Genomic DNA, 21,372 nt, shown 5'->3' on the forward strand with positions numbered 1-21,372 from the left:
ACCAACGCCAGGCATCAGCAGTATTCCACCTCACTAAGTTCCTGCTTCTCAACGCCGAGAAGCTCTGGCGCTGTGTCCGCACAACCATGTATCTCCACGTTCTTAAGGACCAGCTCTTTTACGTTCTTGGCGTAGATGCTGCGTCCTGTCATCTCGTCGAAGTTATCCATCATAACAGGCCTTTCAGGCACACGCTCTGCCTCAGGCAGGAAGCTCGCCTTGATATTCTCAAACTGAAGCTTACCTATTGGGCTCTCTGGAAGTCCCACAGCGCACAGCATGCAGGCGCTTACTCCCTCGCAGTTTATGTTCCTTCCTGCAATAGTTCCGATCGCAGGAGTCATCTCCGTAACAGGAGCAGGCTCCTGATTCTGCACGTAGTCCGTGTGTCCGTCGGGATCGCAGAAATAGAACATATTTACAGTAAAGGGCATGTGAACCCCGCTCATATCAATGTTTTCAAAAAGAATGTCATCAAGCACGGACCTCTCTCCGCGACCGCGCCTTGTCTTGATGCGAAGTCCCCTGTCCGTTCCATCGAAAATGCACTGGGAAACCCTCACATTCTTTACCCCGCCAGCGATCTCAGAGCCCACAGTCACGCTTCCGTGTCCGCGCTCAAACTTGCAGTTGCGGATAACCACGTCCTCAGTGACCTTGTGGTGCTTGAGGCTCATGTAGTACTTGCCGCTCTTAATTGCGATGCAGTCGTCGCCAACAGAGATCACGGTTCCCAGAATGCGCACACTGCTGCAGCTCTCAGGGTCAAGGCCGTCGGTATTTGGTGAATCAGATGGATTGTGGATATAAAGATTAAGGAAAGCCAGGTCATCGCTGTAATATGGATGCACGGTCCAGCATGGAGAATTCTGGATTGTCACGTTCTGCACCCTGACCTTCCTGCAGCGCACCAGATACATGTCGTTTGGACGCCACGCAATGCGCTTTTTCTTGGCATCCTTCCACCAGTCAGAATTCTGGGCGTTGCCATCGATGGTTCCAGGCCCGATAATATCAAGATTCTCGGCATCAATCGCCGTAATAAGTGAAGCAAAGCTGGTAAGGGGATTGCCCTCCCAGGTTGCCAGATTGTACTCGTCCTTCTCGTCGGTAGTCCTGGTCATACCAGGCAGGATCGGGTAGTGCGTCCTGTCAGTATCTCCAAGGATCCTAGCACCTTCATCAAGCCACAGGGTCATGTTGCTCTTTAGGAAAAGAGCTGTCGAATAGTAGTCACCTGCTGGCAGATAAACGGTTCCGTCCTTGGGACAGCAGCTGATAGCCGCCTGTATTGCAGCAGTATCTGGTGTCTCGCCGTCGCCCTTGGCACCAAACTCTCTGACATCAAGGAGCACAGACTCATGGCCTGTCACAAACTCTTTTTCGGAAAAAGAGCCGTCACCGGCCTCAACTTTAATCACATACTTAGTATCGGGAAGAAGCCCCATAACAGAGAATACATTTCTGTCTGTACGAAGTTTCTTTTCCCCATTGATATAAACATCAAACTCGGCATCCTGCTTGAAGATCCTGTCAGAGACAAGCTCTGCTGTGACGCTTCGGTTGAATATTTCTACGATGTTAAACTGCATAAACCCTCCACTTGTAAAAACGACAATTATTCCCCTACATCATATCATTGTCTGCATTAGAATCCTTGTTAATTCATGAAGTAAAACTTGCAGTTACAGGACGAATTTAGTTGCCCGAGATCCACTCGTCGATGAGGCTCGCAGTGATCTCGATCTGCTCCTGATTGGAGATGGTTGGAGTACCGTCCCCAGCCTGGATACCATAGCTTCCAAAGTAGCTGTGGATACCGCCGTCGATGACCTTCTCGGTGGAGTTAGAAGGCCAGAAGCCCCTGCTCTCCTCGTATTTATCTGCTTTTAAAACGCCGTCGTTGGAGCCCCTGATGGACAACATACGAAGGTTCGTCCCCGAAAGGTCATCCGCCGGATAGGACGCGCACAGGATCAGTCCCTTAAAGCCTCCGTTAGCATTCCCTGCATTCTCAGCCAGGTACCTGCCTGCTGCCACACCTCCCAAAGAGTGCCCTGCAAGGTACCAGTCAACGTCACCTACAATCGTCATCTCTTCTGCGTATTTCCTTCGGATATCGTCGATCACATCAACCCCGAGAAATGCCAGGTTGTCCGGCATCTTGGGAATCACGCAGACATACCCCTTTGCAGCGAGCTCGTACATAAGGCTGCTGTAGGCTGAAAACTCAACCTTACCACCGGGATAGAAAATGATGACTGCCCTGGTGTCCTGACCGGAAGGAATAAAAACCGTTCCCGTCTCGTCAGTAAAAGATATGGCCTTATCGCCGACAAGATCCCGGACTTCTTCAATCTCTTTTTCATCCGCAGCATAATAATTGCTGGTGTAAATCTTGAAGCCCACAAAGGCGGCCACAAGAGAGACAACCAGCAACAAAGCCAAAATCAGAATTATTCTCTTAATCTTTTTCTTCTTATCCAAACTCAACTACCAACCACATCTACTAATAAAACGCCAGCCAAGGCGCAAAATGCTTGCTTACTTAGTCAGCGCTCTGTCCATTATCCTGATAAGCTCAAGTGCGCTTCCAAAATCAATCTTCTCATTCTCTTCCTGGTGGATCACATGTCCCTGCCATGTAGCATCCTGTCTGAAGACAACCTGAACCACAAAGGTTCCAAGTTTGCCCTTCTTGTTCTGGACATTGCGCACTCCGTTGGCATCAGAGATGATCTCGATCTTAAGCCTGTCATCATCTGAATCAGGAACAGGTCTTGAGTGATTCTCTTTTTTCTTGTCGAACTTGCGCTCAGCAAGGCCCCTCTGAGGGAAATCCCACTCATCAAAGAGCTTCTCCATCTCAATAACCATCTCTGCTGTTCCATTAAACTCGATAGGGCCATCAGCATACTGATGGTAGAGCACGCCCTGATAGTCTGCGTCCTGATTGTCATTGATGCAAACACATATAAGATTTTTCGCAAAAAGCATCTGCTTTGATTCACTCATATCACGCCGAATTCCTTTTTCATACAAAGTCTCGATAACTTACTTTAGTATACCACAGTCCCCCTCACATTTGCCAAATAGAATGAGCCGCGCAGTAAAATTACCGCGCGGCCCATCCGTCTCACATTTTAAGTCCCTTAAGACTTAATCCGTTAGCTCTCTTTTTTCCTTTTAGCTTGATATCTGCTTCCGACTAATGGCCCTTGCATCAACTGCTTCGTCGATCAGCTTAACCAGCTCCAGGGCGCTTCTGAAATGCTCTGTCACATTTTCATCAGCCCAGATGACTCTGCCCTGCCAGGTGCCATTTTGGTAATTATCAACTTTTACGATGAATGTTCCCCTGCTGTTTTTCATAGGCATGATCCTCTCCTAGCTTTGATACTTATATGGTACATGTCTGACTATCACACAAAAAATCATACAAGCACCTGTTTTTTGTAGATTCAGCTTAAAAGAAAATGAATATGATGAAGCTTAAATTAAGATTATTAAAAGCTTCTAAAGAAAACGTTTGATATGCAATCATTGAATGTGTTCTTGGAAATAAAGATTTTAGGCTTTATGATTAGCGCACAAAAAAGCCAGTGTTTATGCGGGGTTTTGCATGGGCTGTAATTGTGGTACAATCGTAAGAGCACAATGGAGTGCGGATGAGGACATTATTATGGAAAAGATAGGAATTGTATTTGGCTGTTTCATACCTCTTCACAAGGGACATGAGTCTTTGATCGAGCGTGCGCTTTCTGAGAACGACCGCATGATCATCGCTGTCTGTGGCTATCAGCAGGACCGCGGCAAAGACTTTCTTCCATTTACAGTGCGCTACAAGCTGGTAAAAGAGATATTCAGGGACAATCCAAGAGTAGTCATCGGTCTTATCGACGACAAGAAGATCGGCCTTGATGGAACCTTTACCCACGAGAACTGGGTAGCCTGGGGAAAAGAGCTTTTTGCCTCCGCAGGTATAGAACCTGACAGCGCAGAGTTTACATGGTACACAGGAGAGCCTCCTTACGTTGAGAAGCTCCAGCCTATATATCCGGACCACAAATTTGTCCTTGTGGACCGCACTGTGATAAAGGCAAGCGGAACCCAGATCAGAAACAATCCACAGGTTCATCTTGGCGATATCAATTTTGTTTTTGAACAATACCTGCGTAAGACAGGAAAACTCGAGGAGGATCCTATGAATCCAATTATTGACAGTTTACTTGAAACTGACCTTTACAAATTTTCAATGGGTCAGGCAATCTATCACCAGTTCCCGGACTACACCACCACATGGTCTTTCAAGTGCCGCAACAAGGACGTGCACTTCACAAAAGAGATGGTGGACGAGATAAAGAGACAGATCTACCTGTACTGCGACTTAAACTTCACAGAGGATGAGCTCAACTACCTTGCAGGCATCAAGTGGATCAAGAAATCATACGTTGATTTCCTTAGACTGTGGCATCCAAGATACGAAGACTTTACTATTACAGATGAGGCTGAGTGCGGACTTTCAATCGAGACCAACGGAACATGGCTCAACACTTCCATGTACGAAATCCCAACTCTTGCCATCGTCAACGAAGTTTATTTCAGAATGGCTTATGACTATGAGGAGCTCATGGAATCCTTCGAGGAGAGACTCGATGCGAAGATAGCTCTTTTGACTAATGAAACATACAATCTCGGGGCCTTCTCAGAGTTCGGCTTAAGGAGAAGATTATCAGCTGAGGCTCAGGAACTTGCAGTTATGAAGCTCAGAGATTCCAAGCTTGGTAAGTCAATATTTGTAGGAACTTCAAATGTTCTCCTTGCTAAGAAGCTAGGAGTTAACCCTGTTGGAACCATGGCTCACGAGTGGATCATGTGCGTTGGACAGGGCAATCACAAGCACAACCCTGCTTACTCAAACTGGTACGCTCTTGATGCATGGGTTAAGGAGTATGGTATCCTGAACGGAACTGCTCTTACAGACGCCATCACAACAGACTGCTTCCTCAGAGACTTCCAGCTGACTTATTCAACACTGTTCTCTGGCGTTCGCCATGACAGCGGAGATCCAATCGAGTGGGGCGAGAAGATGATCGAGCACTACAAGTCACTTGGCATCGATCCAGCTACCAAGACTCTTCTGTTCTCAGACAGCCTTGACTTCGAGCGCGCTAACAACATCCACGCACACTTTGATGGAAGAGCCAAGGTTGCTTTCGGAATCGGAACATACATTGCAAACGACACCAAGGTTCCTGCCCTCAACATCGTAATGAAAACCACAGCCTGCAACGGACAGGATGTAGCTAAGGTTTCAGACGTAGAAGGCAAGGGCATGTGCAAGAACCCTGACTACGTTGATTACCTGCAGAGATGCATCAACTGGAGAATGGAGCACGAGGAGGCTTAAGGGCAGCTTGCTGCTCCCTCTAGCGCCAGGAGGATATGAAAATGAGTACTAATGGATTTAATGCTAATGAAGAGATAGAAAAGATTGTAGCCTGGATCCAGGACTGGTTTGAGAACAATGGTCCTAAGGCAAATGCCGTTATCGGAGTATCAGGTGGTAAGGATTCTTCCATCGTTTCAGCGCTTCTAGTTAAGGCTCTTGGTAAAGATCGCGTTGTGGGCGTTCTGATGCCAAACGGCGAGCAGAAGGATATCGCTGATTCCAAGAAGCTTGTGGAGTTCCTTGGTATCAGGCACTATATTGTAAACATCAATCCCGCTGTAGAAGGCGAGTATGCTGCTCTTAGAGCAGCCGGCATTGAGGTTGGCAAGGATGCTATCATCAATACTCCGCCAAGAATCAGGATGACAACTCTTTATGCTGTTGCACAGTCTCTTCCAGAGGGCGGACGCGTTGCCAACACCTGCAACAAGTCTGAGGACTGGGTTGGTTATTCCACCAAGTATGGCGATGCAGCCGGAGACTTCAGCCCCTGCTCAGATTACCTTGTTAGCGAGATGCTCCAGATCGGAGATGCTCTTGGTCTTCCAACAGAGCTTATCCACAAGACTCCATCCGACGGCCTCTCAGGAATGTCCGACGAGGACAAGCTTGGCTTCACCTACGCAGTACTTGACCACTACGTTCTCACTGGCGAGATTGAAGATCAGACCACCAAGGAAAAGATCGACCGCCTGCACAGACTTAACCTTCATAAGCTGCAGACAATCCCAATGTATAAGAGGGGATGAAATAGGATAATACATAGGACAATTCCTGGCAAAAGCCAGGCTGTAATCAAGGGATGCCACTAAACGTGGCGTCCCTTTTTCTTGAAAATAGGCGGTTTCATAAAAATCCGATGACAAATTTAAAAATTTTTACAATTAAATTGTTGACAATACATTTAGATTGTGTTAAATATAATTGTATCAAGAAACAAATCGTAACGAAATCAACTCTAGGAAGGAGAACTCTTATGGAATATAAATTCACAGAAGCTAATTTCGAAGCAGAAGTACTTAACAGCGATATCCCAGTTCTTGTAGATTTCTACGCAGACTGGTGCGGACCTTGCAAGATGATGATGCCAACTGTTGAGAAGATGGCAGAGACCTATGATGGCAAGATCAAGGTTGGCAAGATCAACGCTGATGACAATGGAGACCTGGCAGCTAAATATGGCATTATGTCTATCCCAAGTTTCCTTATCTTTAAGAATGGTGAGGTTGTTGACACCATGACTGGTGCAATGCCTGCAGAAGCTCTTGCTGCAAGGCTTGACGCACAGCTTTAATTTGCTGACAACGGTTATAGTTTCGCCGTTTCAGATATATCATATCAGATGTCTCAAGAGACATCTGATCCCGCGAGCGTCGTCGGATGGACATGCTAGCATGTCCGACCGACTCGTGCTATCGCGTAACTTTTTTCCTCTCACTTCAAATGTCGGTCCCCTCCGTCATTTGAAACATAAAACACTCATAACACATGAAAACGCCCTGGACGTATGCCCCAGGGCGTTTTCAATGTATCAATCTTTTCCAACCGGATATTTACTGTCAAAGCATGCTTTGCAAAGTTCCAGATCACCAAGCATTTCCTTGAAATCTTCTATCTGAAGATATGCGAGGGAATCAGCTCCGATCTTCTTTCTGATCTCTTCATAGGAATTGTCAGATGCTATGAGCTGGCCCGAGCTTGGTACGTCAGTACCGTAATAGCAAGGATACAGGAAAGGTGGTGCACTGATCCTTACGTGAACCTTTTTAGCTCCTGCCTGACGAAGCATCTCGATGATATATTTCATGGTAGTTCCTCTGACGATGGAATCGTCAATGAGAACTATGCTCTTATCTTTTACCACATCCCTAAGGACATTGAGCTTCATATGAACTGCTGAATGTCTCTCTTCGTCTGTAGGTTTGATAAAGCTTCTTCCTATATAACTGTTCTTGTGGAAAGCCAGAGCAAAAGGAATTCCTGAAGCCTTGGCATAGCCTTCTGCTGCCGCAAGTCCGGAGTCCGGAACACCTGCAACGATATCGGCTTCTACAGGCTCTCTCTTGGCAAGGGCCTGACCTGCTCTGATCCTGGCTTCATGAACAAGGATTCCATCAATAACAGAATCAGTTCTTGCAAAATAAATATACTCAAATACGCAGTGAGCATGATGCTTCTGGCAAAGAGATTCATTGCTAAGAAGCTGACCATCCTCTGTAACGGTAACAATCTCGCCAGGTTTGATATCTCTGATAAACTGACCGCCAACAGCATCAATAGCCGCTGTCTCAGAAGCCAGAATATAGGCTTTATCTCTTTTTCCAAGGACAAGTGGCTTGATTCCAAATGGATCTCTTACTGCCACAAGTTTTCTTGGACTCATGATGATGCAGGCATATCCGCCCTTAAGAGTTCCAGCTACTTTGATAACTGCATCTTCAATGCTTGGAGACTGGATTCTCTCGCTGATGATCTCGTAGGCAAGTACTTCAGAATCGGAAGTTGTGAAGTGGGCCTGACCCCTGTACATCTGCCTCTCCTTGATCTCATCGGCATTCATGATATTGCCATTGTGAACAAGAGCAAGGCTTCCTTTGATGTAGTTCATGGCGATGGGCTGGGCATTCTCGATGCAGCTGCCGCCGGTGGTTGAATAGCGCACATGGCCAACGCCGATGTTTCCTGTAAGTGTGGCGAAATCTTTTTTCTCAAAGACTTCGTTTACAAGGCCCATTCCCTTCTTGGTGGTGATGTTGCCCTTAGGACCTGCAGTATCCGAAATTGAAATGCCGGCAGACTCCTGTCCCCTATGCTGAAGCGCCATCAGGCCATAGTAAATGTCCCTGCCAACCTCAGTTCCAGCAGGCGCGTATATACCAAAGACGCCGCACTCCTCATGTATCTCATCGAATGACATATAGTTTGTCTCCATATTTCCGCCCCAAGCCACCTCCAAAAAACCCTTTTCCTCGAGGCTGCCGCTTAACCTCGTCAAGGGTTTTTTGGAGGTGGCTTGGGGCTGATATATTCAGATAATTCTATTATGATATTTGATGATTTTCATCAGCAATATCGTTTTTCACTAGGTATTATATGACTAGCAAAAAGATTTGGATAGACCAATTTCCACCAAAAAAACTTACTTATTTGCTTTATCTTTATAGGTTTGAATAGCCCATTAAATATTCGTCAACTTCTTTTGCACATGCTCTACCTTCAGCTATTGCCCACACTACCAGGGACTGGCCTCTACGCATATCACCTGCGGAGAAGATCTTTGTATCCGGAATATGGTAGCTTCCTTCAGGTGTTGCAACCGCGCCACGTGGACCTCTTGCTACAGCAAACTCCTCTGCTGCGTAGTCCTCACATCCGATAAAGCCGGCTGCGATAAGGAGAAGTTCGCACTTGATCTTCTTTTCTGAACCCTTTACTTCTGTGAGTTTGCCGTCCTTGAATGCAACCTTGACTGTCTCTATCTCTTTTAAGTGTCCCTTTTTATCGGTGGTAACACTCTTAACTGTTGTCTCAAATACTCTTGGATCCTGACCAAATACTGCGATGGCTTCCTCGTGGCCATAGTCAGTCTTTAAGGTCTTTGGCCACTCTGGCCATGGGTTGCTCTCTGCTCTCTCTACTGGAGGCTTAGGCATCATCTCAAGGGCTGTAACGCTCTTTGCACCGTGTCTAATTACTGTTCCGATACAGTCATTACCTGTGTCACCGCCGCCAACGATGACTACATTCTTGCCGGCAGCATCGATAAATCCGCTCTGCTTCTTGAGAGCCTCTACGCTTCTGTCCTCAGCCTTCATAAGAGCCTTGGTGTTCCTTGTAAGGAAATCAACTGCGTAGTATACGCCCTTAACTTCTGCAGGGTCTGCTGCAGCAAGAGGCCTTGGCTTCTTGGCTCCGCAGCACAAAACAACTGCGTCATAGGCCTTAAGGATCTCAGCGCCCTTCTTATCCTTACCAACATCAACGCCGGTTACAAATGTAACACCTTCTTCCTCCATGAGCTTTCTCCTGCGCACTATAACGCTCTTATCAAGCTTCATGTTAGGAATGCCGTACATAAGGAGTCCACCGATCTCATCCTCACGTTCAAAGACAGTTACAAGATGCCCTCTGTGGTTGAGCTCATCAGCTACTGCAAGACCTGAAGGGCCGCTTCCTACTACAGCTATCTCCTTGCCGCTTCTGATCTCAGGGATAACAGGCTTGATATATCCGTTGGCATAGGCGCTCTCCACCAGGAACAGCTCGTTGTCATGGACTGTGACTGAATCCCCATACTGTCCGCACATACATGCCTTCTCGCAAAGAGCAGGACATACACGACCTGTAAACTCAGGGAAATTGCTGGTCTTACGAAGCCTTGCAAAAGCATGCTCATCATGTCCCTTATAAATCTCGTCGTTCCACTCAGGGATCAGGTTGTGAAGCGGGCATCCAACCACCATTCCGCTTAAACTCATAGCGGACTGGCAGAAAGGAACGCCACAGTTCATGCACCTTGCAGCCTGATTTCTTCTCTCCTCAGAACAAATGGGTGTATGGAATTCCTCAAAGGTAAGTATCCTTGCCTTAGGAGGGACGTCTCCATTATTCTTCCTTTGAAATTCCAAAAAGCCTGTATCTTTTCCCATGACAATTATGATCTCCCATTTCCTAAATTTCCGACGGTCTCCCGCCAGGCGGCTCATTGCCGCCAACACTCATCTGACGCTTTACGCCAATTCTTTAAACGCCTCAAGTACAGCGTGTTCGTGATCGATTCCCTGCTCCTCAAATCTACCGATTGCAGTGATCATCTTCTGATAGTCGTTAGGCACGATCTTCTTGAAATCTGGCAGATAATCTTCAAAATGAGCCAGGATCTCTTTTGCGAAATCAGAATCAGTCTCTGCAACGTAGTCCTCAAGGATGCTCTGAAGCTCAGCTATATCGTACTTCTCTGTAACCTCGTAGAGGGATGCCATATCCTTGTTCATCCTAAGGTAAAGAGTGTGCTCCTTATCAAGTACGTAGGCGATTCCGCCGCTCATACCAGCAGCAAAGTTCTTACCAGTCATACCAAGGATTACAGCACGTCCGCCAGTCATGTACTCAAGACCGTGGTCGCCGCAGCCTTCTGCTACAGCTACTGCTCCGGAGTTACGAACGCAGAATCTCTCGCCTGCGACACCGCAGATATATGCTTTTCCGGCAGTTGCCCCATAGAGTGCAACGTTACCGATGATAATGTTCTCGTGAGCCTTGTAGGTTGCCTTCTTTGAAGGTCTTACAACGACCTTACCGCCAGATAAGCCCTTTCCAAAGCCGTCGTTTGCATCGCCGTAGAGCTTAAGTGTCACGCCCTTAGGAAGGAATGCACCAAAGGACTGTCCACCGCCGCCATGGGCCTCAACAACAAAGCTGTCGTCTGGAAGGCTGTCGCCAAAGTCCGCTGTAACCCTGCTGCCAAGAAGAGTACCAAAGCTTCTGTCGGTACTTGAGATGTCTACCGATACACCAACGCCACTACCAGCCTTCTTAGAACCTGTACCAGCAGCCTTAAGAGCCTTCTTGTTCTTCTCATACTCTGGGATCAGAACCTTTGAATCCAGGGTCTTCTCAAGGCCAAAGTCAAATACATCTGAAGGATCGAAATAGCTCTTTTCCTTGCCTGCGTACTTCTGGTCAAGGATCCTTGAAAGATCTGCCGCATTCTTTCTGGCGTTCCTTGGCATTAACTCTCCGCTATAGCTTCTCATCTTAAGGCAGTCAGTTCTGCCGACCATCTCTTCAACTGTCTTAAAGCCAAGCTCAGCCATGATCTCACGAAGCTGTCTTGCGATGAAGATCATGAAGTTCATGACGTGCTCAGGCTTACCCTTGAAGCGCTTTCTAAGTTCCTCGTTCTGGGTTGCGATTCCAACAGGACATGTATCCTTGTTGCAGACTCTCATCATCATGCAGCCCATGCATACAAGGGGAGCTGTGGCAAAACCAAATTCCTCTGCGCCAAGAAGTGCTGCGATTGCAACGTCTCTTCCTGTCATGAGCTTACCGTCGGTCTCAAGAACCACGCGGCTTCTAAGGCCGTTGTCGATAAGTGACTGATGAGCCTCGCTAACACCGAGCTCCCAAGGAAGTCCTGCGTGATGAACGGAAGATGAAGGCGCTGCGCCAGTTCCTCCGTCGTAACCTGAAATAAGGATTACCTGTGCTCCAGCCTTGGCTACACCTGATGCAATTGTTCCAACGCCTGCTTCAGAAACCAGCTTGACTGAGATCCTTGCTTTGTCGTTGGCATTCTTGAGGTCGTAGATAAGCTGTGCCAGATCCTCGATTGAATAGATATCGTGATGAGGTGGTGGTGAGATAAGGGCTACGCCTGGGGTTGAGAATCTTGTCTGCGCTACCCAAGGGTAAACCTTCTTGCCTGGCAGGTGTCCTCCTTCTCCCGGCTTTGCGCCCTGTGCCATCTTGATCTGGATCTCTTTTGCGCTAAGAAGATATTGACTTGAAACGCCAAATCGTCCAGATGCCACCTGCTTAACGGCGCTGTTTCTCTCGGTTCCAAATCTCTCTGGAAGCTCTCCGCCTTCACCGGTGTTGCTCTTTCCGCCGAGCCTGTTCATGGCGATAGCCAGAGTCTCATGAGCCTCCTTTGAAAGGGAACCATAACTCATGGCGCCAGTCTGGAATCTCTTTACGATCTCCTCTTCGCTCTCAACTTCGTCAATTGGTACTGGCTTGCCGCCAGGAACCATAGACAAAAGAGCTCTAAGAGTATGAGGTCTGTCCTCATCATCCACCATATTTGAATACTCTTTAAACAGTTCATAATTACCCTCCCTTACTGCTCTCTGTAAAGTAACAATAGTCTTAGGGCTGTACATGTGGTCTTCCATATCATCGCCGCTTCTAAGTGAATGGAAACCAAATGAATCAAGGCTTGTGTCGGTGTGAAGTCCAAGTGGATCAAATGCTCTGTCGTGTCTAAGCTCCACATCCTCACCGATCTCCTCGATACCGATTCCGCCAACTCTGCTGGTGGTTCCGGTAAAGTACTTGTCTATAAGCTCCTTTGAAAGGCCGATGGCCTCAAAGATCCTTGCTGACTGATAGGACTGAAGGGTTGAGATACCCATCTTGGCTGCGATCTTTACAACGCCTCCAAGAAGAGCCTTGTTGTAGTCCGCAATAGCAGTATGATAGTCCTTATCAAGAAGTCCGATATCGATGAGCTCTGCGATGCACTCGTGAGCCAGATATGGATTGATGGCACGGGCACCAAATCCAAGCAATGTTGCGATCTGGTGAACATCCCTTGGCTCGCCGCTCTCAAGGATAATGGAAACCGCTGTGCGCCTCTTGGTCCTTACCAGGTGCTGTTCCACTGAAGAAACAGCAAGAAGTGAAGGGATAGGCATGTGGTTTTCATCAACGCCTCTGTCGGAGAGAACGATGATGTTTGCGCCTTCCTGTGCAGCCCTGTCCACAGAAATGTTGAGCTGCTCCAGAGCTCTTTCTACTGAAGTGTTCTTGTAGTACAAAAGAGATATGGTCTCAACCTTAAATCCTGGCTGATCCAGGGCCTTTATCTTAAGAAGGTCAACTCCTGTAAGGATAGGATTGTTAACCTCTAAAACCCTGCAGTTGTCGTTCTTTTCCTGCAGGAGATTTCCGTCTGATCCAATGTAAACTGTAGTGTCAGTTACAACCTTCTCTCTGAGTGAGTCGATAGGTGGGTTTGTAACCTGGGCAAAGAGCTGCTTGAAGTAGCAGAACAGCATCTGGTGATGCTTTGACAGCATAGCCAGAGGAATGTCTGTACCCATTGAAACTGTAGGCTCTATGCCGGTTGTCGCCATAGGCATGATCTGGCTCTTTACATCCTCGTAGGAGTAGCCAAATACCTTGTAGAGCTTGTCCCTCATCTCCTGGCTGTAAACCGGGATCTTCTTATTAGGAATCTTAAGCTCAGCAAGGTGAAGCAAGTACCTGTCAAGCCACTCGCCGTAAGGTCTTCTCCTTGCATAGCCGTCCTTACACTCTTCGTCAGAGATGATGCGGCCTTCCTTAGTGTCAACAAGGAGCATGTGTCCTGGTGAAAGTCTTGATTTCCTAAGGATATTCTCCTCAGGGATATCCAGTACGCCAACTTCAGAGGCAAGGATGAGCCTTCCGTCCTTGGTGACATAGTATCTTGATGGCCTTAAGCCGTTACGGTCAAGGGTAGCTCCAAACACCTCTCCATCGGTGAAAAGAACTGCTGCCGGTCCGTCCCATGGTTCCATCATTGTTGCGTAGTAGTGGTAGAAGTCCTTTCTGTCCTGGGCCATAAAGTCGTTGTGCTTCCAGGGCTCGGGAACAAGAAGCATCATGGCAAGTGGAAGATCCATGCCATTCATGTAAAGGAATTCGAGGGTATTATCAAGCATAGCTGAGTCCGAGCCCGAAGAAGCTATAACCGGGTAAACCTTGGAAAGGTCTTCTCCTAAAACATCAGAGGACATGGTCTCTTCTCTTGCAAGCATCCTGTCGCTGTTACCTCTGATAGTATTGATCTCTCCGTTGTGGGCGATCATCCTGTATGGATGAGCCCTCTGCCATGAAGGTGTTGTGTTGGTCGAGAATCTACTATGAACCATGGCAATTGCTGTCACATAGGCAGGGTCAAGAAGATCCTGGTAAAAGAGCCTTAGCTGCCCTACAAGGAACATTCCTTTATAAACAATGGTTCTTGATGAAAATGAACAGATATAAGTATCGTCTGAGGACTTCTCATACTCTCTTCTAAGGCCATAGAGCTTCCTGTCAAATTCGATACCCTTTGCTACGCCGTCAGGTCTTTTTACAAAGCACTGTGCAATATGAGGCATGCATGATACTGCAACTTCGCCCAGGATCTCAGGGTGTGTTGGAACATCACGCCATCCAAGGACCTTAAGTCCCTCCTTCTCTGCGATGACTTCCAGCATGCGCTTTGCAAACATGCGCTTCATTGAATCCTGTGGAAAAAAGAACATACCAACACCGTAGTCTCCCCTGCTTCCAAGAGAAATTCCTGCGGCCTTGGCTGCTTTTTTAAAGAAGTCGTGAGATATCTGCACAAGGATACCTACACCGTCTCCAACCTTTCCTGTGGCGTCCTTACCGGCTCTGTGCTCCAGCTTTTCAACTATGGACAGAGCGTCGTCCAGGACCTTATTGTCTGCACTTCCGTCGATATTTATTACTGCACCTATACCACAGGCGTCTCTTTCATTCATCCAAGTTTCCATTGTTCTTCCTACCTTACGTCAAATCCCCCGCCGCAAAATTGCCCTGCAGCGGGGTGATTGTTATTTATCTTAATGAGAAAAGCATCTGTCCATATGTTGGATAGCTAAGGTACTTATCAGGGATAAGAGCCTCGGCTGCATCCGCATATTTCCTGAGCTCATCCATATCCTCAAGGACTGTCTGCTGATAGTATGCAGCGGTATCAAGGGTTTCTGTCTTGCCTTCAGCTGTCTTGGTGTCTTTTTCAAGCTTCTCAAGAGCTTCAAACATCTTACCTGATGCTTCCTCAAGGCCCTTAAGTACGCTGGTTTCAAGAACACATCCTGCGCCCTCCAGAACACTCTTTTTCTGGATGATCTCTTTTGTCAGATCCTTCTCGTAAGCTACGATGCCTTCTGTGAGGTCTTTTCTGACCATCTCCTGCATTGTGAGAGCTTCGATGTGTACTGACTTTGAGTAGTTCTCAAGAAGGATCTCATATCTTGAGTGGATCTCTTCTTTTGTGAAGATACCGTGCTTTGTGAAGAGCTCGATTGACTCGTCACTGATCCAGTATGGCATTGCATCTGGAAGAGACTTGAGGTTTGGAAGACCTCTTTTAGCTGCTTCCTCAACCCACTCGTCTGTGTATCCGTTTCCGTTGAAAAGAACTCTCTTATGCTCTGCAAGTGTTTCCTTAAGAACCTCCATTACCTTATCCTTAAGTGCATCCTTGCTTACGCCTTCAAGCTTCTTGTAGATCTTGGCAACCTCTTCAGCAACAGCAGTGTTGAGAACTATATTAGCGTTTGCTACTGAAACTGATGAACCAGGCATTCTAAACTCGAACTTGTTTCCTGTGAAAGCAAAAGGTGAAGTTCTGTTTCTGTCTGTGTTGTCCTTGGTGAAGTGTGGAAGGACTGTGGCTCCCATGGACATCTGTGCTTTGCCCTGGCCCTGGTAATCTGCTCCTTCCTCTACTGCCTTAAGTACTTCTGCAAGCTCATCGCCTACGAAGATTGAAATGATAGCTGGTGGTGCCTCATTTCCGCCGAGTCTGTGATCGTTTCCTGCTGATGCAACTGAGAGGCGAAGGATTGGTGCGTACTCGTCAACAGCTGCGATAACTGCCATGAGGAATACAAGGAATGGAATGTTCTCTGCTGGCTTTTTGCCTGGATCAAGGAGGTTAAGTCCTGTGTCTGTGCATACTGACCAGTTGTTGTGCTTACCTGAACCGTTGATTCCCTCGAATGGCTTCTCGTGAAGGAGGCATGCGAAGTTGTGTCTGTCAGCAACCTTCTTCATAACTTCCATTGTGAGCTGGTTGTGATCTACAGCGATGTTTGCTGTCTCGAATACTGGAGCCAGCTCATGCTGTGAAGGAGCAACCTCGTTGTGCTTGGTCTTGGCTGGGATTCCAAGCTTCCAGAGCTCTTCGTCAAGGTCATGCATGTATTCTGAAACCTTTGGCTTGATAACACCAAAGTAGTGATCTTCCATTTCCTGACCCTTTGTTGCAGGAGCACCGATAAGGGTTCTTCCTGTGAACAAAAGATCCTTTCTTCTCTTGTAATCGTCCTTGTCAATGAGGAAGTACTCCTGCTCGGAACCGATTGTTGTATTTACTCTTCCAACATCCTCATATCCAAGAAGGTGAAGGAGCTTAACACCCTCGTTTGACAGAGCTTCCATTGAACGAAGAAGAGGTGTCTTCTTATCAAGAGCTTCACCGCCGTATGAGCAGAAAGCTGTTGGAATGTAGAGTGATCCGTCCTTGATGAAAGCTGGTGATGAAGGATCCCATGCTGTATATCCTCTTGCCTCGAATGTTGCACGAAGACCACCTGATGGGAAGCTGGATGCATCTGGCTCGCCCTTTACAAGCTCTTTTCCAGAGAACTCCATGATAACTGTGCCGTCATCCATAGGTGAGATGAAGCTGTCGTGCTTCTCAGCGGTAAGACCTGTCATAGGCTGGAACCAGTGTGTGAAGTGTGTTGCACCGTTCTCTACTGCCCATTCCTTCATAACTGCTGCAACGCAGTTAGCTACGTCGAGCTCAAGGTGTGAGCCCTTTTCTATTGTTTTGTGAACTGCCTTGTAGATGTCCTTGGGAAGGCGGTCCCTCATAACTTTGTCGTTAAAAACAAGACTTCCAAATTCTTCTGTGAGTGCGCTTGCTTTGATCATAGTTTTCTCCTCCTTAATTTAAACGCCTGAGGCGCCATAGTTCGATAAAACTCGGGCTGATGGATCTGTTACATTGCAGCCCTTCCAGTTCTTGTTAGGCATCCAGAAATCGTCAACCATCTCTGACTGTCCTTCGTAGTACTTTTCAAAGATATCTCTGTAAAGAAGCGATTCCTTGGTAAACGGTGTAGCGTGGGTGTATTTCTTTTTCTCCCTCTCGTACTCTGCGTAGGAGTACTTGGAATCTGCGTATTCCATAAGGTCGTCCCTAAGTGAATGTCCAACCGCATCTGAGAAAGCTGCTTTTTCTCTCATGAGGATGCTGTGTGGAATAACCTTGTCTTCTTCAAAGGCCTTTCGCAAAAGAAATTTTCCAATCCCGTAAGTGTTCAGCTTCTTTTCAGGATCGATGCTCATAACGTAGTTAACAAAATCCAGATCGCCAAATGGAACTCTGGCCTCCAGGGAGTTTACGCTGATGCATCTGTCTGCCCTAAGTACGTCGTACATGTGAATCTCGCGAATTCTCTTTTGTGCCTCTTCCTGGAAGGCCTCGGCGCTTGGGGCAAAGTCTGTATATTTGTAACCAAAGAGCTCGTCTGAAATCTCTCCTGTAAGGATTACCTTGATGTCTGTGTTCTCGTGGATCCATTTGCACAGAAGATACATTCCTATGGAAGCTCTGATGGTGGTGATGTCGTAGGTTCCAAGGGCGTGTATTACTGGCTCTAAAGCTCCGATTACGTCCTCTTTTGTGATGATAACTTCGTGGTGGTTACTTCCTATATAGTCTGCAACCTCCCTTGCGTACTTAAGATCGATGGCATCTATGTCCATTCCGATTGCAAAGGTCTCAAGGGGCTTATCCATGAGCTTTGCTGCAACGCCACATACAAGGGATGAATCAAGACCACCTGATAAAAGAAATCCTACCGGTGCATCAGCATCCAGACGCTTTTCAATTCCTCTTACCAGCTTGTCGTGGATGTTTTTGGTGATGGACTCAAGTGGATCAGTAGATACCTCTTTTACCTGGGTCATATCTCTATAGCAGACAAATTTGCCATCCTCGTAGTAATGTCCAGGCGGGAATGGCTTGATCTCTTTGCAGGCTCCTGTAAGGTTCTTGGGCTCTGAAGCAAAGAGGATATATCCGTCTTCGTCGTAACCGTAGTACAAAGGTCTGATTCCTATTGGATCTCTTGCGGCTACGAACTTGTCTTTTTCACCGTCATAGATAACAAGAGCAAACTCTGCATCCAAGAGGGCGAACATTTTACTTCCAAGTCTTTCATATAATGGAAGAAGTATCTCGCAGTCGCTGTCTGACTTAAAGCTGTAGCCAAGGCTTATGAGGTAGTTCCTCAGAGCTTTGAAGCCATAAAGCTCACCATTGCAGATAACCGTATTATTGCCAAGATTAAAGGGCTGCATTCCTGCCTCATTAAGGCCCATGATAGAGAGACGATTAAATCCCATCCATCCGCCTTTAACCTTCATTATTCTTGACATGTCAGGGCCTCTTGAAGCTGTCCTTGCAAGAAGCTCAGCAAAGTACGATTCCTCTGCTTCTTTTCTGGTGTATGTAAGTATTGCGCACATACCTCTTCCTCCTGTTACATATATATTTGCGGGGCTTTTGACAGCCCCGCGTTTTGGATCTTACTCAACGTCTGCAAGTGCTGCAGCACCTTCCTCGCCAGTTCTGATCTTAACTACGTTGTCGAGGCTGTAAACGAAGATCTTACCATCACCAATGTGACCTGTGTAAAGAGTCTTCTTAGCTGCTTCAATAACCTGCTCAACAGGAATCTTGCTGACAACAACTTCAAGCTTGATCTTGGGAAGGAGCGTGGCATCCATCTCAACTCCACGATACATGTCGCCAGAGCCCTTCTGGACACCACAGCCCATGACCTGAGTGACAGTCATTCCGGTAACGCCAAGGTCGTTCATAGCACGGCGGAGCTTGTCGTAGCGGGACAACTTTGCGATGATGACAACTTTATGTATTCCGGATTCAGTATGAACAGGTGCTGTAACAACTGGTACTGAAGCCTTCTTCTGGAACTCGGATGCCTCTTCGTAATCGCTTACGCCGAGGTCTGTGTTCTCGTTTACGCCCATGGTCAGAGTGTTTGAAACGTCCATGATTGCAAATCCAGAATAAGCTGATGCAAGGCCGTGCTCTGTGGAATCAAGACCAAGTATCTCTTCTTCCTCTGAAACTCTAAGACCAAGGATCTTCTTAATAGCTACGAATGTGATTGTGATTGTTACTGCTGTCCAGGCTGCTGTTGCTGCAAATCCTACAATCTGGATTCCAAGGAGCTTAAATCCGCCGCCATAGAAGAGACCTACCATCTCGTTTCCAGCTGCATCTGCAATTGAATAGCCAGGAGCTGAGTTTGTTGCGAAAAGACCAACTGCGATTGTTCCCCAGATACCGTTTAAGCAGTGAACTGCAACGGCACCAACAGGATCATCAACATGAAGCTTGTAATCAAGAAGCCATACACCGAAGCAAACAAGAAGGCCTGCTACGACACCGATGACGATTGCACCGAAGGCATCTGTTACATCACATGGAGCTGTGATAGCTACAAGACCTGCAAGTGATGCGTTGAGACACATTGAAACATCAGGCTTGCCATATTTAACCCATGTGAAGATCATGCATGTTACTGTTGCAAGAGCTGGAGCAATTGTAGTTGTTACGAAGACTGAACCAAGCTGATCAACTGAAGTGCAGGCTGCACCGTTGAAACCGTACCAGCCGAGCCAGAGAATGAATACACCAAGAGCTGCTGCTACAAGATTGTGACCAGGGAAAGCATTTACCTTAACTACCTTGCCATCCTTGTCTCTTTCGAACTTACCAATACGTGGTCCAAGGAAAGCTGCACCGATTAAAGCTGAGATACCACCTACCATGTGGATACATGTTGATCCGGCGAAATCATGGAAGCCGATCTGTGAAAGGAATCCGCCGCCCCATGTCCAGTGCGCTTCGATTGGGTAGATCACTGCTGAGATAACTGCCGAGTACACACAATAAGAAATGAATTTTGTTCTCTCAGCCATTGATCCAGAAACGATTGTTGCTGTTGTTGCACAGAATACCAGGTTGAATACGAAGTTTGACCAGTCAAAGCTTGCATAGCTTGTGAAAATGTCAAATCCTGGTTTTCCGATAAAGCCTGCCAGGTCCTCACCAAGAAGAAGACCGAAGCCAATAAGAATAAATACGACAGTTCCGATACAGAAATCCATCAGGTTCTTCATGATGATGTTTCCTGTGTTCTTAGCTCTGGTGAAACCTGCCTCGCACATCGCAAAGCCTGCCTGCATCCAGAAAACAAGTGCTGCGCCGATAAGGAACCAGACGCTAAATACGGTACCATCTATAGCTGTTAAGATTTCTTCACTCATACCTTTCTCCTCCTAATAAAAAAGACGACGCAATGGGACCCATACTGTGCTAGCTGCAGTACAGATGCCCCATTGCATCGTCTTATATTCTGTTCAAATAGGCAGCGCCTACCTGACTAAAAACGAAAAGCGCCTTAGAGCAGTATGATCCTGCTCTAAGACGCCCTTGTCTTTATGAATATGAAGTTTAAAGGATGAGAAAAACTTTGTCAAGTATTTTTGTATACAATTATCCAATTTTATAAACATTGTGCGAGAAAACCCCTTCCGATGAAATCGGTTGTGGGATGAATCGCACTAGCTTTTCTTTTTGTATTTACCCGTCTTAATGTATTTGCGTTTGTGTTCTTCTGTTTGCTGATCTTCAATGTATTTCTTAACCGTGTCAAGAGAAACACTTCCTGTAGTGGCACAGAAGTAACTTGCACTCCAGAAGGGTGAATCTCCCCATAGGTATTTCTCAACGTGTGTTCTATATGTATTTCTCACTTCTTTAGACAGCTGTGATTTTAACGAGTTGATGAGTTTTACAGGTGCAACATCAGGTGGCATGGAGATCAGCAGATGTATGTGATCGACATCTGTCTCTGCTGAAATGAGTTCGCTGTTCATGCGTCCACAGAGGTAAGCGGCGTAATTCTTCATGAAATCACCAATCTCATCTGTGATTACTTTCTTTCTGTATTTAGTCACAAAAATCACATGGTATGTGAGTTTGTATACGGAATGAGAGCCTCTTCTGAATTCGTCCAGAATATCTGATTCTGCTATTGATTTTTGCATATAATCTCCATACATCCAAAAAGAACAAATGTTTGTCTAATCCTGAAATGTGTGCTATAATACTAGCTATAGAATACTATTAAGGAATTTACAACCGTGTACAGGACAAGGCAATACAGGATAAGCAAAAACCACATACTCTACGACTATTGCAGAGATATTTGCAGGTCATCAGCCATCCTGTACAACAGGGCAAATTTCATCTTAAGGCAGTATTCGTCATCGGTTGATTCAATGGCTGGATTCAAGCCTCTTTT

The 21,372-nt window shown here is 46.6% G+C and carries 14 protein-coding genes and 1 pseudogene; 4 read left to right on the plus strand and 11 right to left on the minus strand.

Annotated features, from left to right (window positions below; all coding sequences use genetic code 11):
- Positions 1-14: 14 nt before the first annotated feature.
- From D6855_RS12915 to D6855_RS12930, 4 genes are all read right to left on the minus strand, one after another.
- Positions 15-1,592, minus strand: coding sequence for a glycoside hydrolase family 28 protein (locus D6855_RS12915; protein WP_120741752.1), 1,578 nt, complete (start codon positions 1,590-1,592; stop codon positions 15-17).
- A gap of 106 nt (positions 1,593-1,698) precedes the next feature.
- On the minus strand, positions 1,699-2,487 hold the full coding sequence (locus D6855_RS12920; protein WP_158589532.1) for an alpha/beta hydrolase: 789 nt from the start codon (positions 2,485-2,487) through the stop codon (positions 1,699-1,701).
- A 57-nt stretch (positions 2,488-2,544) separates the two neighbouring features.
- Complete coding sequence (locus D6855_RS12925) at positions 2,545-3,015, minus strand: hypothetical protein (RefSeq protein WP_120741756.1); 471 nt, start codon at positions 3,013-3,015, stop codon at positions 2,545-2,547.
- A 171-nt stretch (positions 3,016-3,186) separates the two neighbouring features.
- A complete protein-coding gene (locus D6855_RS12930) occupies positions 3,187-3,372 on the minus strand; it encodes a hypothetical protein (RefSeq protein WP_330546961.1) in 186 nt (61 codons plus the stop codon).
- Between the two features lie 310 nt (positions 3,373-3,682).
- Here D6855_RS12930 and D6855_RS17145 point away from each other — a divergent pair.
- The 4 genes and pseudogenes from D6855_RS17145 to trxA form a co-directional block, all read left to right on the plus strand.
- Positions 3,683-3,940: pseudogene (locus tag D6855_RS17145) on the plus strand (adenylyltransferase/cytidyltransferase family protein); the annotation flags it as partial.
- A 264-nt stretch (positions 3,941-4,204) separates the two neighbouring features.
- Positions 4,205-5,410, plus strand: coding sequence for a nicotinate phosphoribosyltransferase (pncB, locus tag D6855_RS12935; RefSeq protein ID WP_243111931.1), 1,206 nt, complete (start codon positions 4,205-4,207; stop codon positions 5,408-5,410).
- A 41-nt stretch (positions 5,411-5,451) separates the two neighbouring features.
- Complete coding sequence (gene nadE / locus D6855_RS12940; protein ID WP_120741762.1) at positions 5,452-6,201, plus strand: NAD(+) synthase; 750 nt, start codon at positions 5,452-5,454, stop codon at positions 6,199-6,201.
- Between the two features lie 227 nt (positions 6,202-6,428).
- Complete coding sequence (gene trxA / locus D6855_RS12945; protein WP_120741764.1) at positions 6,429-6,746, plus strand: thioredoxin; 318 nt, start codon at positions 6,429-6,431, stop codon at positions 6,744-6,746.
- A gap of 237 nt (positions 6,747-6,983) precedes the next feature.
- Here trxA and purF read toward each other — a convergent pair whose 3' ends face one another.
- The 7 genes from purF to tnpA all read right to left on the minus strand — a co-directional run bounded on the left by purF (position 6,984) and on the right by tnpA (position 21,115).
- A complete protein-coding gene (purF, locus tag D6855_RS12950; protein WP_243111925.1) occupies positions 6,984-8,384 on the minus strand; it encodes an amidophosphoribosyltransferase in 1,401 nt (466 codons plus the stop codon).
- 226 nt (positions 8,385-8,610) lie between these two features.
- Complete coding sequence (locus tag D6855_RS12955) at positions 8,611-10,101, minus strand: glutamate synthase subunit beta (RefSeq protein WP_120741766.1); 1,491 nt, start codon at positions 10,099-10,101, stop codon at positions 8,611-8,613.
- An 81-nt stretch (positions 10,102-10,182) separates the two neighbouring features.
- Entirely contained in the window at positions 10,183-14,727 is a 4,545-nt protein-coding gene (gene gltB / locus D6855_RS12960) for a glutamate synthase large subunit (RefSeq protein WP_120741768.1), read from the minus strand.
- Positions 14,728-14,791: 64 nt separating this feature from the next.
- Entirely contained in the window at positions 14,792-16,900 is a 2,109-nt protein-coding gene (locus D6855_RS12965) for a glutamine synthetase III family protein (RefSeq protein WP_120741770.1), read from the minus strand.
- Between the two features lie 18 nt (positions 16,901-16,918).
- Positions 16,919-18,502 (minus strand): asparagine synthase B, encoded by a 1,584-nt coding sequence (gene asnB, locus D6855_RS12970; RefSeq protein WP_120741772.1) that lies wholly within the window; start codon positions 18,500-18,502, stop codon positions 16,919-16,921.
- A gap of 60 nt (positions 18,503-18,562) precedes the next feature.
- On the minus strand, positions 18,563-20,332 hold the full coding sequence (locus D6855_RS12975; RefSeq protein WP_120741774.1) for an ammonium transporter: 1,770 nt from the start codon (positions 20,330-20,332) through the stop codon (positions 18,563-18,565).
- 297 nt (positions 20,333-20,629) lie between these two features.
- Positions 20,630-21,115, minus strand: coding sequence for an IS200/IS605 family transposase (tnpA, locus tag D6855_RS12980; RefSeq protein WP_158589534.1), 486 nt, complete (start codon positions 21,113-21,115; stop codon positions 20,630-20,632).
- Between the last annotated feature and the right edge of the window lie 257 nt (positions 21,116-21,372).

This window comes from Butyrivibrio sp. CB08 (genome assembly GCF_003625485.1).
Taxonomy (GTDB): domain Bacteria; phylum Bacillota; class Clostridia; order Lachnospirales; family Lachnospiraceae; genus Butyrivibrio.

What these genes read in the sequence shown, in the direction of transcription:
- asnB (WP_120741772.1), bottom strand. Translation starts at nt 18,502, where the DNA reads ATGTGCGCAATACTTACATACACCAGAAAAGAAGCAGAGGAATCGTAC.
- D6855_RS12925 (WP_120741756.1), bottom strand. Translation starts at nt 3,015, where the DNA reads ATGAGTGAATCAAAGCAGATGCTTTTTGCGAAAAATCTTATATGTGTT.
- D6855_RS12955 (WP_120741766.1), bottom strand. Translation starts at nt 10,101, where the DNA reads ATGGGAAAAGATACAGGCTTTTTGGAATTTCAAAGGAAGAATAATGGA.
- gltB (WP_120741768.1), bottom strand. Translation starts at nt 14,727, where the DNA reads ATGGAAACTTGGATGAATGAAAGAGACGCCTGTGGTATAGGTGCAGTA.
- D6855_RS12975 (WP_120741774.1), bottom strand. Translation starts at nt 20,332, where the DNA reads ATGAGTGAAGAAATCTTAACAGCTATAGATGGTACCGTATTTAGCGTC.
- nadE (WP_120741762.1), top strand. Translation starts at nt 5,452, where the DNA reads ATGAGTACTAATGGATTTAATGCTAATGAAGAGATAGAAAAGATTGTA.
- pncB (WP_243111931.1), top strand. Translation starts at nt 4,205, where the DNA reads ATGAATCCAATTATTGACAGTTTACTTGAAACTGACCTTTACAAATTT.
- tnpA (WP_158589534.1), bottom strand. Translation starts at nt 21,115, where the DNA reads ATGCAAAAATCAATAGCAGAATCAGATATTCTGGACGAATTCAGAAGA.
- D6855_RS12965 (WP_120741770.1), bottom strand. Translation starts at nt 16,900, where the DNA reads ATGATCAAAGCAAGCGCACTCACAGAAGAATTTGGAAGTCTTGTTTTT.
- D6855_RS12930 (WP_330546961.1), bottom strand. Translation starts at nt 3,372, where the DNA reads ATGAAAAACAGCAGGGGAACATTCATCGTAAAAGTTGATAATTACCAA.
- trxA (WP_120741764.1), top strand. Translation starts at nt 6,429, where the DNA reads ATGGAATATAAATTCACAGAAGCTAATTTCGAAGCAGAAGTACTTAAC.
- D6855_RS12915 (WP_120741752.1), bottom strand. Translation starts at nt 1,592, where the DNA reads ATGCAGTTTAACATCGTAGAAATATTCAACCGAAGCGTCACAGCAGAG.
- purF (WP_243111925.1), bottom strand. Translation starts at nt 8,384, where the DNA reads ATGGAGACAAACTATATGTCATTCGATGAGATACATGAGGAGTGCGGC.